This is a genomic window from Paenibacillus sp. LC231 (assembly GCF_001860525.1).
In the GTDB taxonomy this organism is placed as follows: Bacteria; Bacillota; Bacilli; order Paenibacillales; family Paenibacillaceae; genus Paenibacillus_AQ.
This window is the reverse complement of the sequence record NZ_JFOM01000009.1, coordinates 1-22,116: the sequence shown is the minus strand read 5'-3', so window position 1 is coordinate 22,116 and position 22,116 is coordinate 1. Positions and strand designations below refer to the sequence as shown.

Below are 22,116 nucleotides of genomic sequence, written 5' to 3'. Positions count from 1 at the left end.
CCCCCCTCGACTCATTCTACTTTATACCAAATCTTATGGTTGATGTGCCTAAAGTATAGTAACTTAATTGAACTAATCTGCCAGTTAGTTTAACAACAGCCTGAAACCACAGTCGCAACCGAACGGCAACAAAAAGAGCGGGAGGCTCCTCCCGCTCTAATTACGTTAATCCATTAACATGATACTAACTCGTCTTTACTCTCATTCTTAAGAAGCTTCCCGGCTTTTGACCAGGTAGTTGTACATCAGCTCTGCTGCCATTGCCCGATCGGTAACGGACTTCGGTGACAGCTTGCCTCCACCTGTGCCTTGAATCAATTCGGCATCCAGCATGAAGTCCATCGCTTCCTTCGCATAACCGGATACGTCTTTCGCATCGGTATAGCGTTCGATGTTATCATCTCCGCCCGGCAACTCGCTACCGGCCGATTCCATGATCGCATGGAGCATGACGACAATATCCTGACGCGTGATCGAGTCCTCCGGTCTGAACCGGTTATCTCCCGTTCCATGGACCAGTCCCAGCTTCTTCGCTGCGGATAAATACGGCGTATAGTACCGGCTGCCCGCGTCGGCAAAATTACTGTCATCATCCGTATTCTCCGGTTTGATGCCGAAGGCGTTCATGGCCATGACCAGAAAATCGGCCCGGCTGATCTCCTTCTGCGGGAGATACAGACCTCCCCCTGTCCCCTTAACTATGTCTCGGGCAGAGAGGAAATGTACGGCGTCTGCATACCAGCTGCCCGGTTCTACATCCCGATAGTATACTTGCTTATATGCGACTGCATACGTGCCAAGCTTGTCCGTCTCGAAAGTCAAGGTACGAGTATTGGCATTGTAATATCCGTTCAGCACAGCAGATACGGAGCCCATCGCATCGACTTCCCACGTGACTAACTGATCCACTCGTTCGTCAGCCTTGGCTTCATAATGGAGCGATACCGTTACAGGGGTGCCGCTTCCCGACCCTTCCACCGTCTTGCCATCGATTTGCAGCAGCAACTCGACGACCGGTCTGTTCCCAATCTCGACAAGTCGGTCCGCCGAAAGCCCGCTTCGATTACCCGGCCGAATTACGAGGCTCGTCAACTTCCCTGCTTCTGGTAGACGGTTCAGCATATCGGATGGCAGCTTCATAGTTGCCTGCGGAGTAGCAATCTCGATCCGTTCCCGCGCGTGATTGCGGTTCAAGTAAGCTGACGGAACCTGGATGACGATTTCGCCGTTGAACGACTGGGCACTTTCGTCCAGTTGAATTGTCACGGTCTTGATTCCGCGCACGTTTGCTGCGACGCTGTCGAAGGCACGGCTGAGCTCTGCTTCGCTAATCGCTGCCTGAGCCCTCTGACCATTGATGGCAACTTTCGCCGTAATCATTCCCGGTCTGGAAGGTCCGGTGGTCGGCGGCGTTCCTCCTGGCTTGCTTTGACCCGGATGATTACTGCTGCCTCCGTTATTGCCGTTGTTTCCGTTGTTGCCATTGTTGCCGTTATTTCCGTTATTTCCGTTGTTGCCGCCGCCCCCATTGTTTCCGCCTCCGTCATTCCCGCCGCCCGGAGGAGACGTTTTCTTCGAGGTCGTAAAGCGATAGATTGGGCTAAGCTGCTTGGCGCCGAATTCATCGGTAATATCCATATACCAGTAATACGTCTCACCGGCTTCGCGTCCATTCCATACGGTAGAGGCGATTTCCCCGGACTTCACGTCCTTTTGCTCGCCAATCAGTGTATCTTTGTACACGTTAACCGCAAAATAATCGGTTGCCACCCGTTTTTGAATGTCCCTGAACGCAAACGGCTCGGTAAAATCCTCGATGGCATCATCAAAGAAATTATAATCGTCTAAGTAAGGTGAATACGTATCCACGTCCAGCGTACCGGAGGTTGGATCGAATTTCAGCAGGCGCAGATACCCGTTGCCTCCGTTCGGTCCTCCCTGATAGTCCGCCAGCATTTCGATGACCTGCCTTGTCGATCCGTCCGGATGCGTCACCGTCTTCACGACCCGGTTCGCAGCATGATAATGTCCGCTTAGCACCAGCTGCACGTTTTTATTCGGCGCGATGACCTGGTCATAAACGCTCTGCGCCATATTGGACAAGGTGCCGTTGCTCTCCAGATAAGCGTGCATACCGACGATCGCGATGCGGTCCGCATGCTTCTTCAGCGCCTCGTTGGCCCAAGCGATCGTCTCTGGTGTGTCCTCTAGTCCAAAGCCGATATACAGGAAAATAAAGTCATGACCTCCAAACGACACAAGGTCGTAATGATTGCGGTTGTTATCCATTTCGCCGCCATACCAAGGATTGTTCTTGTACCGGTCGGCCCCGACATACTTACCGTAGTAGGAGTAATCCACACCGTCAATGATGACGTCGTGATTGCCCGCGAGGACGCCATACGGTACGCCCGCTTCATCCAGCTTCTTCAAGTTGCGGTCGGCTACCACCCACTGCTTCTCGTCGTCGGCCACATTCACGATATCGCCGGTATGGATCACATAACTGAACAAGCCCTTCTTATATTCTTCTGCGATCCAATCGCCCAGTTTATCGAAAATGTCCGGGTACGATTCTGCGTAATACTGCGTGTCCGTAAACCACAAAATGTTGAACGGCGCGTTCGCGCTCTTCACTTCATCCTGAACCATGGCCTGAATTTTACCGTTTCGCACGTAACGCTTAGGATCCACTTCTGCTGTCAAGGCAATGTCGGATTCGGCTTCGTCACCGGTGGCCGACTTCAGCGCGGTCCACTTGCCCGTCTCATAATCCCATGCATACAGCGTCACGATGCGTCCAGGAAGCGTACGTCCTTGCCAGTGCAGCTCTACCGTATCCTGTTCCGACCATGCTTCGTCCAGCTGGACTTCGAATCGATGATATGGGAAGCCGGAATCCGTATCCGTAACAAGAAACTCCCCGTCAGGGTAAGCAACTTTGTCGGCCTCCTCCGTGCCGATTCCCTTTTCGCCGTCCGGCGTCAGTACAAGCGGCGGCTCCCGGTCTGCAACGTTGATATGGCCGTCGATCCCGTCTTCACGGGCAAAATCGTATTTATCCCCTTCCAAGAAGCGGACGTCCATCGAGTCCCCGCTCGGATCGCTGAGTCGCGCTCTCAGGCTCGGATTCAACCCTGTGTTCTCCGCGAAATCGGCTGGAGAAACTTCGCCAGGAAGAAGAGGTTTCTCCTCTTCAATCATGAAGGTACGGGAGATGTCCGCCGAATTGCCGGCTCCGTCGTGTACGGTCACTTTTAGATTATGCTCGCCCGGTGCAAGCAGCGCGGAAGACGTTTCGTAAGGAAGTGAGATTGGCTCACCATCAAGCTCCGCCGTAATGTCGGTTACACCGCTTAAACGGTCCGATGCGACCACATCCAGCATGATCAGCCCTTTGAGCTGCATGGCGTCGGTCAACAACTGCCCTTCCCCATACGATATTCCTTCAATCTCGGGAGCGGTATTGTCCACAGTCACGTCGATGGACTGGAAGACTTGTCCGTTCATTGACATGCTTAGAGGATACACCCCATCCTTTACGGAAGCGGTGTCGAGCTCTGCATATCTTGCCGTGAACTTGTCCTGCGGAATCGGAAAATGGAAATCGCTGATCATCGGCTTGTGTGGGTTGCTGCCGTAATCCGCATCGCCGAAACCGTAATACGTATCCTCCCGGTAATTCACGGTCGACTGTCCGAGATTGCCCAGGTAGTTCAGCACCTTATCCGGTTTGACTACCGAACCGTCCGGGAGCACGAGATGGAGATTCATCACTTCGAAATCGTCATGATTGTTCTTGCCGAATACCTTGTCATGATCTTTGAGTTGATACGGCGCATTCTCATTCCCGGTATGGACGGAAACAGTCGTTCCGGTCACGAAGAGGTCGGGAGCCATATCGAACATCGACCATGCGCCGTCGATATATTTGGGCAGTATGCGCCCGAAAAACTCCGTCTCTCCGCTTGCATTGAGTGCGCTTGCCGACGCTTGATAAATCTGATCGATCCCCCGGGTCTGCATGCCCAGGTTTACCTTGCCCGGCAGCGCCTTGCGAAGCGGCAGCGGATTGCCGTCGAAGCGAACTTCGATATCGTCCTCGGCATGGGAGCCGTAAGCGTAGAAAGATGCCTTCCCGTTCAGCATGCTGCCTTTTGCTAAGGATAACCCCGGATCCGGCAGCTCCGTCCCCGTGCTTTCTTCGTTAACTGTCAAAAGCCCGCCTCTGGAGTTATATGGGACCCGCGTGCGGTTGCCGCTGCCGTCGACGGCATCGATGATATAACGATAGGCCCCGGTCTCATTCAGCGTGATCGAGCCTTGGTAGACATAACGTCCATTATCCTGGGACGCAAGCGTCAGCGCGTGTTTATCCGTAAAAGCCGTTAGCTCCTCGGAGGCTTCTCCAATTAACACCTCGGCGGAAGCAAGTGGCTCGTCGCTAGTGACGGTAACTGCATATGCCTGACCCTTGCCCAAATTATAGGCGGTCTGCTCATGCTCGAGCGTCGGGGCTATCATGTCGACGCCTGTTACAGGCGGCACCTGACCCGGATCAATGCTGCCTGGATTGGCGTACATCCGGTTATCCAATCTTCTCATGGTCGTTCCTGCATCCGGATAGGCATATCGAACGACTGCATTACGTACGTCGTTGACCAGCCTGTCCGGGCTGTCCGGCGTGCTGGGATCATACCAGGCCTGTACGATGTACGAATGGGCTTGTCCCGGCGCGGACAAGGCAAGCCCGCGATGCAGGGAATTCGGAAGATTGAAATCCGAAGCTTTCGAATTATCGTAGAAAATAATGTCGTTATCGTTCAGTGTGCTGTTAAAGTGCAGGTTGAAGTCGGCCGTCGTTGTGTATCCTTTGCCGTTGGCCACGGCTTCCTTCGCGAACCAGATGACGGCCGAGCTGTAAGGCTCGATTGCGGTATGATCCGGGATCATCCAACTCTTAGGTGCCGTCTGACTCGGGTACAGGTACCAGAGCGTGTAATCCTTAAGGTCCAATACCTGATTCAAATTATTGTAGATTTCAACGTATTCGTACTGGTTGCCGCTTCCCCACCGGTAATCCCCGGCCGGATTCGGCAGAAGCTCAGTAATCAGGATGCGCGGAACGGTCCCGCCGGCAGCTCCTCCGGTTAAAGCCGTTTCATAATCGACGGATCTCGCCTGCTGAATTCCATCCGCTGCCTCGATATAATACTGCAGCTTCTCCCCGATCAACTGATCGGCCGGAATGGTCGCATCAAATTGATCACCCCCGCGACCGACCATGTCGATCATGCTGTAAGGGCTGCTGACGTCCGCTTTGTAATACAGCTTTACCTTTAGCGCATCTCCATCTGCGTCATAGACACTTGCGCTTACGGTCAGCGGCTGCGTCCGATCGGCCGAAGCGACCGGCGTGTGGCTGATATCAGGCACGCGATTGTCAGGCGGCGATAGCTGCCCCGGATCGATGAATCCGGCGGAAGGCGCAGCTTCCCGGGCGTAAGGAATCATTCCTGTACCGCCGGCAGGCGGCTGAAGATGCACGCTCTTGCCGTCACCGACATCCTCGGCGGTATAATAGAAGCCGCTGATCACGGCGGCGTCATCGCCTTTTCGGGTTATGTATAAACCGCGGTCCGTGTTGTTAAGGCCGTCCTGCCCCCGAAGCTTGAATACCGGCACATGGCCGGGAACCGAGTGATACTGGCGAAAATCGGATTCGGTCAGGGCGGCGGCCGCCCCGGTTATGGACGAGCTTGTCCGTTCCACCCAGAGCACAGCCGGGCTGTCTGCCGGGATGACCACCCCATCCGGACTGCCGTAAACCGTGTCCGTCACCGTCAACGTCTTCACGCCCGTATTATAGTCGTAACGAATGTTGAACTCGTCATTAAGCGAGATCGGTGCTCCCGAATGATTGTAAAGCTCAACATATTCGAATAGATCAGCCCCGCCCGCGCCATCGATTGTTTGCTGATTCGACCGGTCATCGGGATAAACTTCCGAGATAAATACGGGCATCGCTCCCGAAGGCGCAGCATAGGCCGGGGTGCTTGCAAGTGCAAGCTCAAATAAGCTGCTGCCGATCAGTATGCCGGATAATAAACCGGCGATCCATTTTCGCTTCATGTGCTCCTCCTTTATGCTTTTATCCTCTAAAATCCTAAAGCATAAAGGTCAAGCGGATATCAAACGAAATCGCATGTTTCGTAAACGATTGTAAGGGGAACGTTTAATCATACAAGGAAACAAATTGCAGAGCATCATTATACCCATCCTTTTTCTGAATGAAGAGTTCATAACGTACCCATAATACGATGGTTCGGAGCTCGAACAAATATTTCAGATAAAGGAGTGAATGAAATGCAGCGGATGATCCCTTTCAAAATCAATAATCAGAAAACCGTTATATCTTTATTGGCTGTTGGGGTGGGTGCTACACTGATTGGAATGGCATATAGACGCAGGCTCAACGGAAATGCATGGAGTCGTATGCTCAGGTCTATTCGATAATTTTCCTGAAGAGTAAACTTAATAAAGCAGTCGGATGACAAACTCCGGCTGCTTTATTTATAAAAATAGTTTATTTGTCTTTATCGATGGGAACCGGTTAATTTTTCTACGTATAAGGAATGGGACGATGAGTCAGATTAACCTTTGTGCTATATAAAAAGGGTGGTGACTTGTTAGAAATGCCTCTGTCTCCGCGTTTGTATCACTGGTTTGTCCGTCCCCAATGGATTACCAAAAAATATATCCATGACCATATTCAGAAGCACTTCCAATTGGAGAATAAGTTCATCCTTGATTTTGGGTCGGGTACTGGAGCCAACTGCTCTATTTGTCATTCAGATCGGTATCTTGGCATTGAGCCCAATATGGATCGGGTTCGTCTGGCCAAAAGACTGTACCCCAACCATACATTTGAAATATTTGATGAACGCCAGATCCCTATAGAAAACAACTCCATTGACTATATCTTTGTCGTTGCTGTTCTTCACCATATATCAGATGAGCAGATTCGTTCATATTTGGTCGAGTTTGAACGCATTTTGAAACCAGGTGGCAAGGTTATCGTCATGGAGCCGTATTTTTGTATGAAAAGAAGATTTAACAATCGATTTATGAACTGGTACGATGATGGAAAGTATATCCGCAGCGAAAATAGCTACCTAAATTTATTCCAAAACGGGCAATACCGATGTGAGGTACTTAAGAAGTTTACAAAGTGCATGGTATATAACGAGATTTACTTCACGGCGGAACCAACCAGGCAACTACATTAGAGTCCTCGCAGCCGCCAATCTGCATAAATCTGATCTCAATACACATTCTATATTGTACATCTTAGAAAAAAGGGTGGTATGCGAAATGGCAAATAACAAGAACTATAATCATAATCAGCATGATCGTACGGATAATAATGGTCAGCGCCAGAACAAGGTTCATGGTGGTGAGTATCGCAATGGACGTCTTAGCCAAATTAAAAACAATAACCCGGAAGGTGAAGATATTCCGAATGAGTTTATAAGTCGGAAAGAGTAATAGATATCTATTTAACAATTCTTCACTCTAGCCTCTATTATCCAGGTTGTGGTTAAACCCCACTGATTTTTTTAACAGTGGGGTTTAACATGCTGGAAGCCGCTATTCGAGTGTCTTTCCAAGTGCATTAAGCATCTCATTCGTCCCATGCTCACGCACTTCAGGCGTATCATTCCCGTCTAAGAATGCCCCCTGCTCCGTGAAGACCAGCTTTGTGCCATCCTCGGTCGGGATAAGCTCGACCGTTGTGAGCGAAACGGAGATACGTTTGTCATCCGAATCCAGGGTATAGCTGTAGACGATGCGCTCTTCCGGCACAATCTCTTGGTAGCACGCGTCAAACGTAAAGACGGGCCCCTCTGGCGGGCCACCGCTGCTATATTCGCGTCCCCCGACATGAAACTCGAAAATATCGGGTTTTGAAAACCACTTTGCTTTGGCAGCCGGATCGGCCCAAGCTTGATAGACCTTCGCAGGCGAAGCTGCATAAGTCCGTTCGACGACGAAGGTGGCATGTTTAACAAATCGTTCGTTCATAATTAATCCTCCCTAGATTTCGATTTTTTCTCTTCCTCGGCAATAAAATTACCCAATACATCCAAATGGTGCTCCCAGCTCGTTCTCCGCTCGATGACTAACTTCTCATGGCTTTTTTTAATCGCTTGCATGAGGTCAGTGAAGTCTTCAACCGCTAATGGCGCCATCCCCTGCATCGACTTGGATAGATGATGAAGCTGTTCAAGAAGCTGCTGCTGCACCTTGATTTGTTCCTTGATTCGGGCTATTTGCAGCTTGACGATCTCTAGTGGGCTGATCTGCTCGTCCTTCAGGATGAGCTTTACATCCTCCAAAGATAAGCCTAATTCTTTAAGCGATATAATCTGCTGCAGGCGTGACAGGTCAGATTCGTCGTACAGCCTATGACCGGACTCTGTCTTGCCCGATGGCGAGAACAAACCGATTTGATCGTAAAATCGCAAAGTCCGCACGGTGAGTCCCGTTTGTTTAGCAAGCTCCCCCACTTTCCAATATCGTTTCATAAGAGCTCCTTTGTTAGCGCTAACTATGTACCGGTAGATTAATTATAAAAGATGACGTTACGTTAGGTGCAACCGAAATTTATTTTTTGTTGAAATTTGTTTGGATTGCTCTCTTATCTAAAGCAGTGATCCATAGGATAGGGAAATCACCCCTAATAACGGTTAATTGCAAACAAAAAACTCCGCGTTTAACGCGGAGTTTAATCTATGTATGTTCTATTCCTTCCAAAAAAAGATAACATATACTAATCATTTAATCCCTTGCCACTGAGGATATGCGAGATATATTTTTCAACCCTTGACTCACGGGTTTTGGATTGCTTGGGTGAAGAAAAATGCAAAATGTACGCTCTTTGTCGTCCCGGTGTCAATGCTTCAAAAGCCGTTTTTAAATCGGGCATTTCTACGAATTTATTTTCTAATTCTGCCGGTATGATGTATTCCGTATTCTTTTTATAGTTCACTTGCAAACCGGCTTTCTCAACCTCGATGGCTTCATCAATGTATGTCTTCAAGATAAGTTGCATCTCATCTATCTCCTGAACATTCGTGAACCGGATCTGGCGCGCTGCCTGAACATTTGCCGTTTGTTGGATTAGGATCCCATGGGGATCTTTTAACAACGCTCCTTTGTGAAACAGAAGCGCACAGTAATCCTTAAAGCCATGAATCAAAACGATGTTTTTATCGTCAAGCGTGTAACAAGGATGCATCCACTTAAAATCCTCGGTCAACCCGCAGTCAAGAACGATTTCCCTCAGCAGCTCAAATTCTTCCTTCCACTTCTTAAGCTTGTTAAAATAGGGATCAATCTTTGAATTCCTTTCACCTTTTACCATAAGCTACCCCCTTCTGTTTTTTTGTTTTAACTTGCTCGATTGCGTTACGATAAATCTAAAAGCCTGTGGTTTTCACATGCTTCGTACGGTCCTGTTTTGTTCAACCGATACTTCTATAATCTAAATGGGATGCGCCAATCCCAATCCGTTTACGAGCACCGGGGCGGCCAGCTCCGTGCGAAATTAAAGCTTCTCGATCTATGTCTTGAATTGTAAATCCATGATAATGTTAAACTCATTCTCAGTTAAGGATGACCTTATCCAAAGCATTGTGTTGATTCACTAATAGGACACCATTTAGTGACGATTCAATTGTAGGCCAATTTTTGGTGTCGTGTCAATAACGTATATAAACTAGACTTAAAAATAAAAAAGCCCGCTATTTACACGGTAAACTGGACCCTTGTCATTGTTTTTTATAACAGGTTAGAAGAGTTCTCGCCGACCTCAGCCTTACTTTTAGATTACTGCCAGCGAATTTCTGCAATGACCGGATAATGATCCGAAGCACCATAAGGAAGAACCTTGGCTGTGGCCAGTTCTGTCGGCATGTTTACAAAGATGTGATCGATCTCCATACCATTTTCCATGGTAGGCAGGTTGTTCTGAAGAGTGACTTTTGTCCACCGGGAGCTCAACCGTTTCATGAAAGGATCGTCCATACTCATATTAAAGTCCCCTGCCAGGATCGTCGGCTGTTCCAGTTTCTCTAAAGCACTCCAAAGAATTGGGTTCTGTTTTATCCGTTCTTTCATATGTACCCCCAAATGGGTATTTACTATTGTAACCACATTTTCATTGATTTGCAGTTTTACCACTAAGATGCTCCTTCTCTCTTTAGACCCGCCAATATACTGAATTTCTTTTGAAATTATCGGATAGTGGCTTAAAATGGCGTTTCCATATTGAACAAAAATGAGATTTACGCTAGGAGAGAAACAAGCGTGCATCCCGAGCAGTTTAGCCAGCCTTTTCAGCTGATCTCGAAAGCCGCTTCGGGGCATAAAACGGTCCACACCTTGCAATGCAACAATATCCGGTTGAGCTTTTGTGATCACTTCCGCTATGCGGCTCAAGCTTGCTTTCCCATCTAATCCTTTTCCGTGACGTATACTGTAGGACATCACTTTCAGATTGATATTGTCATCCATAGAATTCACCTTTTCCGTTTGATGTATCATTCGTATAGTTTACAATAGAGATAAAAGATAATATGCCAGAGGAAACGATGAAAACTAAAACTCTTTGTTATTTTTTCACAAAAGGACATCATTCATGACTCTCAATTAATGGAAATAATGCTAAAAATGTTGTTTCAGAAAACACATTCCTTACATCAAGCAGTCGATCCGAGACAAACAACGAAAAGCGGGTATAGAAGTATATTAAAACTCCCATTCTCTAACTTGCATGTTATAACAAAAAAGCCGCGATTTCAGCGACTTCGTATTCGTATATGTTGTTGTCCTACCTTTTTTTGATTGTAACTGCCTCGTTCATTGAATCATTCCGGTGATCAACTGTAAATCCATGCCCGTCCCGCTAATCAACAATCGTTCCTTCTTGTTCCCGAGCAATTGCTGAGTCCAATCCACGAAACCACCATCTACTATATTCACTCCATTCACATTCACTTCGAAGTTCAGGCCTTTATAATACTGGTTGCTGCTCTCTACCCTGTCTTCGATAAATAAGCAGGAGGGAAACTCTACATTCAAATGATCGACCATTCTGTCCAGGAAACCTTCTGAATCGGTATAGCCCTTGCGCATATGAAGAAATACCTTTGTCTCCTGACCAAGCTTCCCACCATAATAATGGAGATAGAATGCGATGTGCCGGGTCAGTGTATCTTTCTCGAAGCGATATGAACCGGTATCTTTTCCTGAACTAACCAAGGTAAATAAACCGAAATGAGGCAGGACGTTGGCCTGTTTATACCATTGCCCTCGAGTGACTCTGCTGGCTGCGCAAACATGCACATCGTTGATGCTGTTGTTTATTGATTTGTTCTTTATGCCATTCGCCAGATAAATCGCAAGCATATTGGTGCTGTCCGACATCAATTCAACGCCTCTTGTTGCTGATATCACCTTGTTTTGATCAACCTTTGCAATCACTGAACAGCTTCCCAACGGACTAGCTGGAGAAAGCTCCAATGAGGTAAATCCGCTATTTTCGGCCAATTCGAGCATATCAAGCTCTATTTTCTTCAGTTTAATTGGACTGAGCTCGGAAGGCTTCACAAAACGATTCGTGGCATATTTGTTTAACAAGTCGACGGGAGAACTTTGAGCCGTCATTTCTTGTGAAAGCGCGAGAAGAAGCGTAGTCATCTCCGATTGCGACAATTTTGTTGTCAGTTCCGTAATCAAACGTTCATTACCTAATTTAGCAAGGATTGTATGTACGATTTGGGAATGTTCCATGTTCCATCTTCAACCTCCTCAAGTCACTCTTGTCCCATCGTCCAGCCGCGAGATACCAACCGCTATCTCCTTATACGTTTCCCAAGAGACGTCGGCAATCCGTCGAGGCTGCTCAAGTTCTTTTCCTGCCAATAACTGTGCAAGCCTTCTTCTCCTTTTTGCTCCGCCCACCGCTGGAGCGTCTCTCGCTCTTTCTCGAACGACATGAATGGAACCGCATAGCCGCAGGACGTCTGGACTTTGTGTATATCGACCATAATGATCTGCCGGACTCCAGGCAGCGGCTCGAACATTCCGTATAGCTGCTCCCACTCGTTGTCCTCTGGGAGAATCACCGTTCCAGTTCCATATAGGCGCAGGATGTTCGGCGGCCCCTGGAATGCGCAGAACATCATCGTGATACGACCATTCTCTTCGAGATGGGAGCTGGTCTCATTGCCGCTTCCGGTCAAATCCAAATACGCAACCTTACGATCGGACAATATCCGAAACGTGTCATATCCCTTCGGTGACAGATTAACATGCCCATCCCTCGACATGGGCGCCGTTCCGACAAAGAACAGCTGCTGCTTTCGGATGAAGGCCATATGCTCGGGGAGCATGGCCGGAAACTGTTTTCCCAATCGAATCCCCTCCGATATACTCGTATTTGGTTTGATTCACGCATGAACACCGGCCCCTAGTCGCGCTCTAAGGCATTGGGGACGGATCGCTGCTTCAGGCTTGATCTCGTGCTTGGCTATACGTACATTGTATTCGAAGGCGGCCCATAAATATAATATATTCTTAACACGCATAGATACACTTCGGTTATGAATGAGACAACGAGCTCTTCGCGGGAGGCAAGCAACAATTACTCGGTAGTACTGCCTGAAGGCGGGATGATGGTTTTTGGTGGTAACGCGGGGGATGTTTTTAGAATTAATCTGAAGGATAAGTAGAATTGCAGCTCATAAAGCATACTGACAAGGCCGAAAGCGTTTAATTGAGCGTGTACGTCTGGAACATGTATTGGAAGCCTGATCCGAATGGAGTCTGGCTTCCAATATACACTGCAGCTATTGTATCTATTATGGGTTCTCGTAGTTTTTTAACGGCATACCTACATATTCGCGGAAGGAGCGGATCCGCCCTGCTTCGAATTCGAAGACGATTGCAAGCTCATTACGAAAAGGCCGCCCATTCAACAAGCCTTCCGAGCGAAATACCACCATCCCGTTGTCCTCATTCTCAAGAACGATGAGCGGAGTGAGCTGCATCTGAAATACGAAGCGCTCGAACCTGACCAATTCCTCAAACCGCTCTTTGCCTTGCTGTTCATGATTCCACCCATCTAGCGGGAGCGGAACAGAGAAATGAAAATCTTCCGTAACCTTATTAAGAAAATCAGCCGTATCCCCCGTTTCCAACGCATGCCTAAAGGCATCAAACCCTTCACATGTTCGGGATTGGACTGAGTCTAGAGATTTCTCCATCACAGAATCCTCCTCATTATGGTTTATTGGTCGCTCCAAATATTGAGATTTCATTGCATCGTTTTGAATGGTTCGACGTCATAAAATAGGAATCTTGCTTAACATTGGTTAACTCGACGAAAGAACCTTTAACTGGCTCGAAATCGTTCCAAGGTGAAAAGCTTCGTGAATCAGGATAAAGTTTAACAGCTCACCAGAGGTGTTGAAATGGAACGGTCCCAAGTCAAACGGAGCCGAAAGCTCCTCGCCCAGCATTTCAGGCTTCAACTCAGTGATACGGGAAAGCTGCGCCGTTAACATCTCGACCATCGCTTCCTTCGATGGAGGAGCAACCGTCCAATCCAAGGGCTTTGTTCCAGAGTTAAACAGCGTTTCATAAGAGCCCGGTACGATAGGCGTGGAGTCGAAGATCAAGGGAGAATACTTATCCATCCAATAAATCATATGTCCGACATTCCAACGGATCGTATTGCTGAATCCAGCCGGTTGGATATCGAACAGTTCCTCCGGGATCGCCTGCACCTGCTGCCGCAGCACTTGACGTGCGGTTGTTGCCGTATTGATAATCATTTCCGACATGCTAATTCCTCCTTTATCGTGAGAACCGCTTGATATGTTCCCATTTTATGTCTTACGGAACTAACCATCAATGCAGTGGGCGTTACCGGAACGTTAAGTATCAGTTAACGATTATTCGTTGACAGAAGAAGAAGCCGGAGCAACAATAAGGATTGAGCATGATACACGATGCATTAGAAAGCAGGTGCGAGCATTGGAGTTAAAACAACTGCAATATTTCATGGCCATTTGTGAAGAGCTTCATTTCACGAGAGCTGCCGAAAAATTAGGAGTCAGCGCACCCAACATTAGCCAGCAGATAAGAAGATTGGAAGAAGAACTCGGAGTTCTGTTGTTCGATCGTGTGGGAAAAACCATTGTCCTTACTGACGCTGGAGCCATTCTTCGTGAACACGGTGCTGCCGTTTTCAGACATCTGCAGCAAGCGGGCGACGCCATTGCAGATCTGAAGCAAATGCAAGGCGGCTCCCTTTCCATCGGGGTCTTGCCCGGTGACGCGGATCTCATGTTCAATGCCATGCTATTAAACTTCCATCAGACCTACCCCACCCTCTCACTGTCCCTTTTGGAAACCACGAAAGTAACCGAACAAGTCCTGGATCGAAGCATCGATGTGGGCGTAACCATTGGACCTGTTATCGATGAACGTCTCACGACAATTCCCCTGTTTCATGAGGAGTTCTCATTGGCTGTAAGTATGAATGATCCCCTTGCCACGGAGAATTTCATTCCCTTGAACAGGCTGCAAGGCTTAAAGATGGTCATGTTCCCAGGAGACCACCAATGCCGCAAGCTGATTGACCGCTTTTGCATGGAAAACGGGTTTACACTACAGTCGCATTTGGTGACGACAACGTTATCTTCCCTCCTTCAGATGGTACAGAGCGGAGTCGGCGCTTGTGTTCTGCCGCGACTTCTATTGGAGAATCTTCACAATCCGGACATCAAGGTCGTGCACCTCAGGAACCCTACGCCTTCACAGGACATTTGTCTGATCTACCGCAGCGACAGGTATGTCGGATACGCCATGCGCACGTTTATCAAGACTTTGAGAGCCTACATCGACACAGCTATTCATCAATCCAAGTCTTCGTAGAAGGTAGCACCACCAGTATCAAACCTGCTCAAGCCTTCTCCCTTCCACTATCTCAACTAAGAATACAAACATTTCAAAATTCTTTTTTAGTACTGCATTGCGAATCTAGTCAATATATTCTAAAGACATGATCACGATGGCTTCTTCTATTCTCAGGAAGGGAAAAAAGAATATGCCGATACCTCCGCCAATATTGCAGAGGGGCGATACCGTTGGAATCGTTACCTTGGGCAGCCCGCTCGCTGCAGGCATCATTAATGCACGAATCGAATTTTTGAGGGCAATGGAGCTTAATGTTGTATTGGGTCAATATGTATATGCGCAAAACGGGTTTCTTGCCGGCACAGACGAGCAGCGAGCCTCCGATTTAATGAGGATGTTTCGAGATGAGCAGGTAAAAATGATTCTGCCTACCAGAGGCGGTACAGGCGTGGCCGGAATTCTTCCGTACCTTGATTATAATGAGATACGAAATAATCCAAAAATCGTCACGGGGTACAGCGACATCACGGTACTATTAAATGTACTGCATCAATATGTAGATTTAATAACATTCCATAGTCTGATGCTTATTGACTTCAAACCCGAAACGCCCGCTTATAATTTCGATCAGTTTTTTTCCGCGACATCCGTATATTCACTAACCCGGCCAATCTTGAATCCGCCAGGGATGCCGCTGATAAGTCGTATTCCGGGCAAAGTGACGGGGCAGCTTGTGGGGGGGAATCTCACATCGTTTGTCGATACACTGGGCACGCCATTCGAAATCGATACACGGGGTAAAATTCTCGTTCTTGAAGAAACGCATGAACCTACCAATACCGTCTACAGATACTTGAACGATTTAAAGCTTGCCGGTAAATTTAATGACTGCATCGGCATTATTATGGGAGAATGCTCAGGCTGCCAGGCGGCTTATGGCATATCCTATGAAGATTTAATCAACGAATTTGTTGTACCTCTCGGCAAGCCGCTTATAACAAATCTTGCTACAGGACATGGGATGTATAAAGCCGCTTTGCCAATTGGCGCAACAGTACAACTCGATTCCGTCAATAATAGAATAACTACGGTTGAACCTACAGTCAGCGTTTAACTTCGACTAAGACGATAAAAGGTCATGTCTATCGACAAGCTCCACAATTCTGAGCCGGCAAGGAAAATCCCCTACCCTTGTAATGAATGACGCACGGTTCAGCCTTATAAGCGCAAAAAAACAGCCTTGGCCGACTAACGGCTAAGGCTGTTTGCATGTTTTCATACGAGCGAATCAGCGCCTTTGTTTGCACAGGAGCTGACATGATCCCTGCTTTTTTTCTCCTCGAGGGCATCATCACCGATCCGTCAATATGCTGCTTTCTCATATAAATCAGCAGGCAATGCCTGCACGAACGGTGACCAATCGTCCGTTGTGTATACATGAAGTCGGTGCATGGCCCGCGTACATGCTGTATACAGAAGTTTGCGATCGTTATCCCGGCTGTAAGCTTGAGGTGATGCCTCATAAATCAGAACAGCATCAAACTCAACACCCTTGGCGAGATATACGGGAATAACCATAACTCCTTTTTCAAAGGTGACCGTCTCCTTCGTAATGAGTTGCAATGCTTCGCTTCCTTGCTCCCTTAAAGATTCAAAGGCTGTGCGGCTTTCAGCCGCAGTCTTCGTAACAACGGCAATAGAGTCTAAGCCCTCGGCTTTAAGTGCCGCGATGTCTTTCAGTATTCGTGCATCACGCATTTCTTTGTCATCTAACTTCACAAGAAGCGGCTTATGTCCGCTCCTGTCAAAGGGGACGATTTCCAACTCAGCAGAGAGCAGCGTTTTCGTAAATTCCACAATCTCCCGTGTTGAACGATAGCTGCGCACAAGGCGGATCAAGCAGGTTTCGGCTTCACCATAAAGTCGAACCAGCGGCGAATCGGACTCATGCAGCTTGGTAGACTGCGTAAAGATCGCCTGCCCGAAATCACCGAGTACCGTCATGCGGGCACGCGGAAATAGTTTTTTGAGATACTCATATTGAAACGGCGAATAATCCTGCCCCTCATCGACGAACACATGCCGAATCTCCGTGTTCGTTCGAACGCCTTCGATCAGTTCTTTTAAATACAAATACGGAGTCGCATCCTCATAGAATAATTCGAGCCGGTCCAGCTTTTCTTTGGTTTGCCTACAAATTTCAGACCATAGAACGGGGATCTCGGTCTCATTCGTCTTCTCTTGATAAGCAGCTTCATCATCAAACAATTGGACGTATAAGCTTTGGACATCGATAAACGAAAATCTCCTCACGCCTTGCCTTAGCGGTTTGAAGCTCATCTTCACAATCCTTTGGCTGAGCATGTCTTCCTCCCGCTCGGCGAAGTCAAAGTCACCTTCATCTTCTCTGCGCTTATTGCTTATTTTCTCGTAAACAACAGCATAACGCTCGGCGATATCAAACACTTCCCTATCCTTATGCAGCTCGCTGAAAACTTCCGCATATTGCTCGTTGTCGAGGTATTGAAGCTCCTCCTCAACCCAGGACGCCCTCCGCTCTTTGCGCTCTAATAATGAAAGTTCCTTCAGAAGCCACTTTTGTAAGAGATCAACACGATTGGCTAAGCTCAAGGAAGGATCGTAGCTGTAGAATTGGGTTCTCATTTGCTCAGACGTTATCAGAACACGATCCCGAAACCGAATGCCTTTGAACAGCATGCCTTCCCGCCCCAGCCACTTCGCATAATTCTGCAGGGCCCTCATGAAAGCTTCGGATGCCTTGTACTTCATCCCTTGAAGACGAGCCTCGTAAGTCGGAGTTGATTGTGCGGTCAGCACATATTCGATCTGATTGAAGGGATCCTCGACATGGAAGGATGAACCCAGCCAATATTCGAGATATTCCTGAAAAGTCGTCTGCTGCATGTTCTCCTCGCCGAGCTCGGGAAGGACAGTGGATACATAACTGTTGAACATTTGATTTGGCGAGAAAAGTACGATCTGGTCTGCCTTAAGCGAATCGCGGTTTTTGTATAGCAAATACGCCACACGTTGCAAGGCTGCGGAGGTCTTCCCACTGCCAGCCGCCCCCTGCACGATAAGCAGCCGGCTAAAATCGTTTCGGATGATGGCGTTTTGTTCCTTCTGGATGGTTGATACGATACTCTTCATTTGGGAGTCCGCGCCTTTGGCCAGCATTTGCTGGAGCAGCTCGTCGCCGATCGTTACGTTCGCATCAAACATATGACGAATTTGTCCATCGTGAATCTGATACTGCCGTTTCAACTCCATCATACCCGTGATCTGCCCGACCGGCGTGACGTAAGAGGCTGCACCGGGGGAATGATCGTAGTAAAGACTCGCGATGGGACTGCGCCAATCATATACCAGGAAGCTCAATTCATCTTCATCGACGAAGGATGATACGCCGATATAAATCTGCTCGCTCACATTCAGGACGTCCTCTAGAAAATCAACACGCCCAAAATAAGGAGACGGCAGCAGCCGATGTAAGCTCCTCCATTGCTGCGTCAGAAGCCGGTGACGACGCTCCCTTTCGGATAACACCGCAGCCTGTTGTTTAATCGTATAAAATGTTTCTTCAAACTCTTCGTCCGAGCTCGTGTTGACCGTAACCTCTTCCCAGAATCGCCTGCGAATCTCAGCAGCCTGATCGCGCATCCCGGTAACGCTAGGTTCCAACTGGTCGATCCTCGCTTTCATCTTACCCCTTACCTGATCCAGCCGTTCTTGTTCTAACTGCCATTCCTGAGCTTCTTCCATGTTTTTCTGAACACACTCCTTCTCAATCTGGTCCGAAAAATGTGCATTGACAAATCAGGGTCACCGATGTACAATTAGATTAGGATAATAAATTATAATATCGATTTCATCATGACTTTTCAATTGCGCTACTGATTATAGCATAGCGCTTTTTTGTGTTCAATTGTTTTTTGTACTCCTTGGCGCATCTGCCAAGTTTTTTTTATTTTCCCGTAAAATCAAAAAAAACCGCGTTGTAGGAAGAGTTCCCGCAACCCGGTTTTATCCAATGTTAGTCCGCTGGCGTTTACGTGTTTTTCTTTATGATGGTTTGGTCGTGACAGGTTATAACGCGCCCACAACCCGGTGAGGTACATACGGCTCTTCAAGGGAGGCAATCTCCTCCGGTGTGAGATTGACCGAAAGAGCAGCTGTTGCATCTTCGAGATGCGAAATTTTGGTCGCACCAACGATAGGTGCTGTAACCGGTTGTTTTTGCAGCAACCAGGCAAGAGCAACCTGAACACGGGGAATGCCTCGCTCTGCCGCAATCTCTGCAACCCGCTCCACAATTACCCGATCGGCATCGGCAGTAGCATCATACTTGGATTTTTGAACCATGTCTGTTTCGGAACGGTGCGTCGTTTCCGACCAATCGCGTGTCAATCGTCCCGATGCTAACGGGCTGTAGGGGATCACACCGATTTTTTCGGATAAGCACAGCGGCATCATTTCGCGCTCTTCTTCGCGGTAAATGAGGTTATAATGGTTCTGCATCGAGACGAACCGAGTCCAGCCATTCATCTCGGCAACATGCTGCGCTTTTAGAAACTGCCATGCATACATGGCTGAAGCTCCGATATAGCGGACCTTTCCGGCTTTCACCACATCATGCAGAGCCTCCATCGTTTCTTCGATAGGCGTATTATAATCCCATCGATGGATCTGGTACAGATCGACATAATCTGTATCCAAGCGCTTGAGGCTTTTGTCGATTTCACTCATAATCGCCTTCCGTGACAGACCCATACCGTTAGGACCTTCGTGCATACGGAAGTGAACTTTGGTCGCGAGGACAATTTCATCCCGATTGGCATAATCCTTCAATGCGCGGCCCACAATCTCCTCACTTGTACCGTCTGAGTACACATTCGCCGTATCGAAAAAGTTGATGCCGAGCTCCAAAGACTTTTTAATAATAGGACGACTGTTTTCCTCATTAAGCACCCATTGATGCACCCACCGCTCTGCTTCGCCAAATCCCATGCATCCAAGACAGATGCGGGATACGTCGAGCCCGGTATTCCCTAGTTTCACATATTCCATGAAGATCCCTCCTTACATGTAGTCTATCACCTACAGTTAACTCTAGGTCAATCCTTAATTCATATAAAACCAACTATTTATATTGGCGCGATTTCTGCGACTTTGTATGCCTATTGGATCGACAGGCCCTCCCAGGTATATACTCATTCCTTAAAATGCGGGCTTAATCACCATAAGAAGGATAATCATGACTGCTATTAGGTTTGCCACCATATCTCGGGATTGCTTTCTCTGAAATAACGTCTTATATTCTGAGGAAATCTCGCCAGGCCCTGACGGATTGGACGCGATTCCTTGCATTTGTTTCAGAATGGGTTCAACCGCAAAGATCGCATACATGCCTGAGATAAAAAACAAAACTAGCGAAGCGATGTACCATTCCGTTTGAAATAAGTAAGGGTTTATCCAGCCCATCAATAATCCTGATATGAGGATAACACCAAAGGAAACATTGGCATTTCGGTTCAATTTTTCAACGATATGATGAGCATATTTCAACTGTTCCGCCGACTTCGCCCTCTTCAAAATCATATTGAACAGAAACACCGGTCCAACTCCAAAAATTGCGGATAGAATATGGAACACTAACAGTGAAGTATACAGGTAATACATCTCATCACCCCCTCTCTATTCCTTGCTCCAAGTAACACAATATATTTTCCTGAAGTTCGCATTGTTATCAAGCGCATCAACTAATACCTTAGCCAAGTCTGCTCTAGAAATTTGATATGGACCGGAAGGGAAACCATGACGTTGTTCCTGAACCCTTATCTTTCCGGTTGAAGGGTCATTATTTAATTGAGCTGGTCGGTAGATACTCCAATCAAGGTCACACTCCCGGATGACTTTCTCGGCTTTCTCAAGTTCCACCAATTCGTGACGAAAGATCCATCTTGCGAGCGAAGCGAAGATTTTGGGGCTTTTGGCTTCTAGTAAATAAGAGCTGACAAAAATGAGACGCCGGATTTTGCTTTCCTGCATCGAGCTGATCATTGTTTTCGTAACCCCGGCTATATCGGTTTTGCCACCGATAATCGCAATCACTGCATCACTACCATCAATCGCTTGAAGAACGTCAGATTTATGAAGTCCATCTCCAGCTACGATCTTGTCAAAGCTCTGATCCATACTTAACAACTGCGGGCGTCTTGTAAACGCAATAAGCTCGTGCCCACGCGTCTTACCGTACTTTAGAACCTCCAGTCCTGTCGGACTCGTTGAACCTATGACGGTTATTCTCATATCCATCTCCCCTGCTCATTAGAATCACTGACGAGTTGAAGTTTGTACATGTTTGTTCAAATTGTTTAATATGATTTTTAACAACCTCATTAATTCCAGGTACTCTTCTGCTGAGATCCCTTCTGTTCCAATCTCCATTACTTCTGCTAGCGCTTCCTCAATCTTCGGAACGACAGCCCTTCCGGAATCGGTTAGATATATCTTTTGGTTCCGTAGATCGATGGGGTCAATTTCTTTGCGAATATAACCCTCAGATTCAAGCTTGCGGATCGCCTTTGCCGTCGTTGTCTTGTCGACCATCAATTGCTCGCTTAGTGTTTTCTGATTCACCTCCTCTTTCATTGAGAGCATCAGCAAAAACATGTGTTGCCCAAATCCCAAGCGAAGCGGGGCAAGACGCGGAGTAAGCAGCATATGCAAATGTCGATTGATTGCGGTTATTTCTTTTCCGTACGATTCGTTCTGGAATTCAATCCTTTTCATCATATTCAACCCCAATAGTATTATTAACCAACTATATACATTATAATTGAATTTAGTTGGTTATGGCAACTGAATTTATGGCATACAACAGAATTCCAGTTTGTTTACCATTCCAAGCTTCTACTTTCGAATATTTTCTATCCATTTAGATAATAGATTGCGATCCTTTATAAAAAAAGCCGCGATTATGAACTGCACCCCAATTGTTAGACACATCTAACAGGTGGAGGTGCAGTTTTTTTATGACTAAATTTACTAAGGATAGCAAATTGGCATTAATTCAAGGGTATGACTCTGATCTTCTATCTCAGACAG

Annotated in this window: 18 protein-coding genes; 4 read left to right on the top strand and 14 right to left on the bottom strand. The window is 47.4% G+C overall.

The annotated features are described in order from the left end of the window. Positions 1-207: 207 nt before the first annotated feature. Positions 208-6,132, bottom strand: a complete 5,925-nt coding sequence (locus AK95_RS05215) for an S-layer homology domain-containing protein (RefSeq protein WP_071218926.1) — start codon at positions 6,130-6,132, stop codon at positions 208-210. Positions 6,133-6,695: 563 nt separating this feature from the next. On the opposite strand from AK95_RS05215, the gene AK95_RS05210 reads away from it, so the two are divergent. After that, on the top strand, positions 6,696-7,289 hold the full coding sequence (locus AK95_RS05210; protein WP_071218925.1) for a class I SAM-dependent methyltransferase: 594 nt from the start codon (positions 6,696-6,698) through the stop codon (positions 7,287-7,289). Positions 7,290-7,374: 85 nt separating this feature from the next. After that, positions 7,375-7,548: a hypothetical protein gene (locus AK95_RS34460; RefSeq protein WP_201259355.1), complete on the top strand. Its 174-nt coding sequence runs from the start codon at positions 7,375-7,377 to the stop codon at positions 7,546-7,548. Between the two features lie 102 nt (positions 7,549-7,650). Here the strand turns inward: AK95_RS34460 and AK95_RS05205 are convergent, their stop codons facing one another. The 8 genes from AK95_RS05205 to AK95_RS05170 form a co-directional block, all read right to left on the bottom strand. Beyond that, positions 7,651-8,085 (bottom strand): SRPBCC family protein, encoded by a 435-nt coding sequence (locus tag AK95_RS05205; protein ID WP_071218924.1) that lies wholly within the window; start codon positions 8,083-8,085, stop codon positions 7,651-7,653. Between the two features lie 2 nt (positions 8,086-8,087). Then, complete coding sequence (locus AK95_RS05200) at positions 8,088-8,588, bottom strand: MerR family transcriptional regulator (RefSeq protein ID WP_071218923.1); 501 nt, start codon at positions 8,586-8,588, stop codon at positions 8,088-8,090. A 245-nt stretch (positions 8,589-8,833) separates the two neighbouring features. Further along, a complete protein-coding gene (locus AK95_RS05195) occupies positions 8,834-9,427 on the bottom strand; it encodes a YdeI/OmpD-associated family protein (RefSeq protein WP_071218922.1) in 594 nt (197 codons plus the stop codon). Positions 9,428-9,891: 464 nt separating this feature from the next. Beyond that, a complete protein-coding gene (locus AK95_RS05190) occupies positions 9,892-10,578 on the bottom strand; it encodes an endonuclease/exonuclease/phosphatase family protein (RefSeq protein WP_071218921.1) in 687 nt (228 codons plus the stop codon). A gap of 345 nt (positions 10,579-10,923) precedes the next feature. After that, positions 10,924-11,856, bottom strand: coding sequence for a hypothetical protein (locus tag AK95_RS05185; RefSeq protein ID WP_071218920.1), 933 nt, complete (start codon positions 11,854-11,856; stop codon positions 10,924-10,926). Between the two features lie 62 nt (positions 11,857-11,918). After that, a complete protein-coding gene (locus AK95_RS05180; RefSeq protein ID WP_071218919.1) occupies positions 11,919-12,479 on the bottom strand; it encodes a pyridoxamine 5'-phosphate oxidase family protein in 561 nt (186 codons plus the stop codon). Positions 12,480-12,926: 447 nt separating this feature from the next. Then, entirely contained in the window at positions 12,927-13,331 is a 405-nt protein-coding gene (locus AK95_RS05175; RefSeq protein ID WP_071218918.1) for a nuclear transport factor 2 family protein, read from the bottom strand. Between the two features lie 108 nt (positions 13,332-13,439). Next, entirely contained in the window at positions 13,440-13,910 is a 471-nt protein-coding gene (locus AK95_RS05170) for a DinB family protein (protein WP_071218917.1), read from the bottom strand. A gap of 193 nt (positions 13,911-14,103) precedes the next feature. On the opposite strand from AK95_RS05170, the gene AK95_RS05165 reads away from it, so the two are divergent. Further along, the gene (locus tag AK95_RS05165) at positions 14,104-15,006 is read left to right on the top strand and encodes a LysR family transcriptional regulator (protein WP_071218916.1); all 903 of its coding nucleotides are present in this window, start codon (positions 14,104-14,106) and stop codon (positions 15,004-15,006) included. Between the two features lie 172 nt (positions 15,007-15,178). Next, positions 15,179-16,102: a S66 peptidase family protein gene (locus AK95_RS05160; RefSeq protein WP_071218915.1), complete on the top strand. Its 924-nt coding sequence runs from the start codon at positions 15,179-15,181 to the stop codon at positions 16,100-16,102. 248 nt (positions 16,103-16,350) lie between these two features. Here the strand turns inward: AK95_RS05160 and helD are convergent, their stop codons facing one another. From helD to AK95_RS05135, 5 genes are all read right to left on the bottom strand, one after another. Continuing rightward, positions 16,351-18,771 carry an RNA polymerase recycling motor HelD gene (gene helD / locus AK95_RS05155; protein WP_071218914.1) on the bottom strand — a complete coding sequence of 807 codons (2,421 nt, stop codon included), beginning with the start codon at positions 18,769-18,771 and terminating at the stop codon, positions 16,351-16,353. 324 nt (positions 18,772-19,095) lie between these two features. After that, positions 19,096-20,076 (bottom strand): aldo/keto reductase, encoded by a 981-nt coding sequence (locus tag AK95_RS05150; protein WP_071218913.1) that lies wholly within the window; start codon positions 20,074-20,076, stop codon positions 19,096-19,098. A 150-nt stretch (positions 20,077-20,226) separates the two neighbouring features. Beyond that, the gene (locus tag AK95_RS05145; protein ID WP_071218911.1) at positions 20,227-20,688 is read right to left on the bottom strand and encodes a DUF2269 family protein; all 462 of its coding nucleotides are present in this window, start codon (positions 20,686-20,688) and stop codon (positions 20,227-20,229) included. Positions 20,689-20,703: 15 nt separating this feature from the next. After that, entirely contained in the window at positions 20,704-21,318 is a 615-nt protein-coding gene (locus AK95_RS05140; RefSeq protein ID WP_071218909.1) for an NAD(P)-dependent oxidoreductase, read from the bottom strand. 24 nt (positions 21,319-21,342) lie between these two features. Beyond that, on the bottom strand, positions 21,343-21,804 hold the full coding sequence (locus AK95_RS05135; RefSeq protein WP_235612997.1) for a MarR family winged helix-turn-helix transcriptional regulator: 462 nt from the start codon (positions 21,802-21,804) through the stop codon (positions 21,343-21,345). Positions 21,805-22,116: the final 312 nt, after the last annotated feature.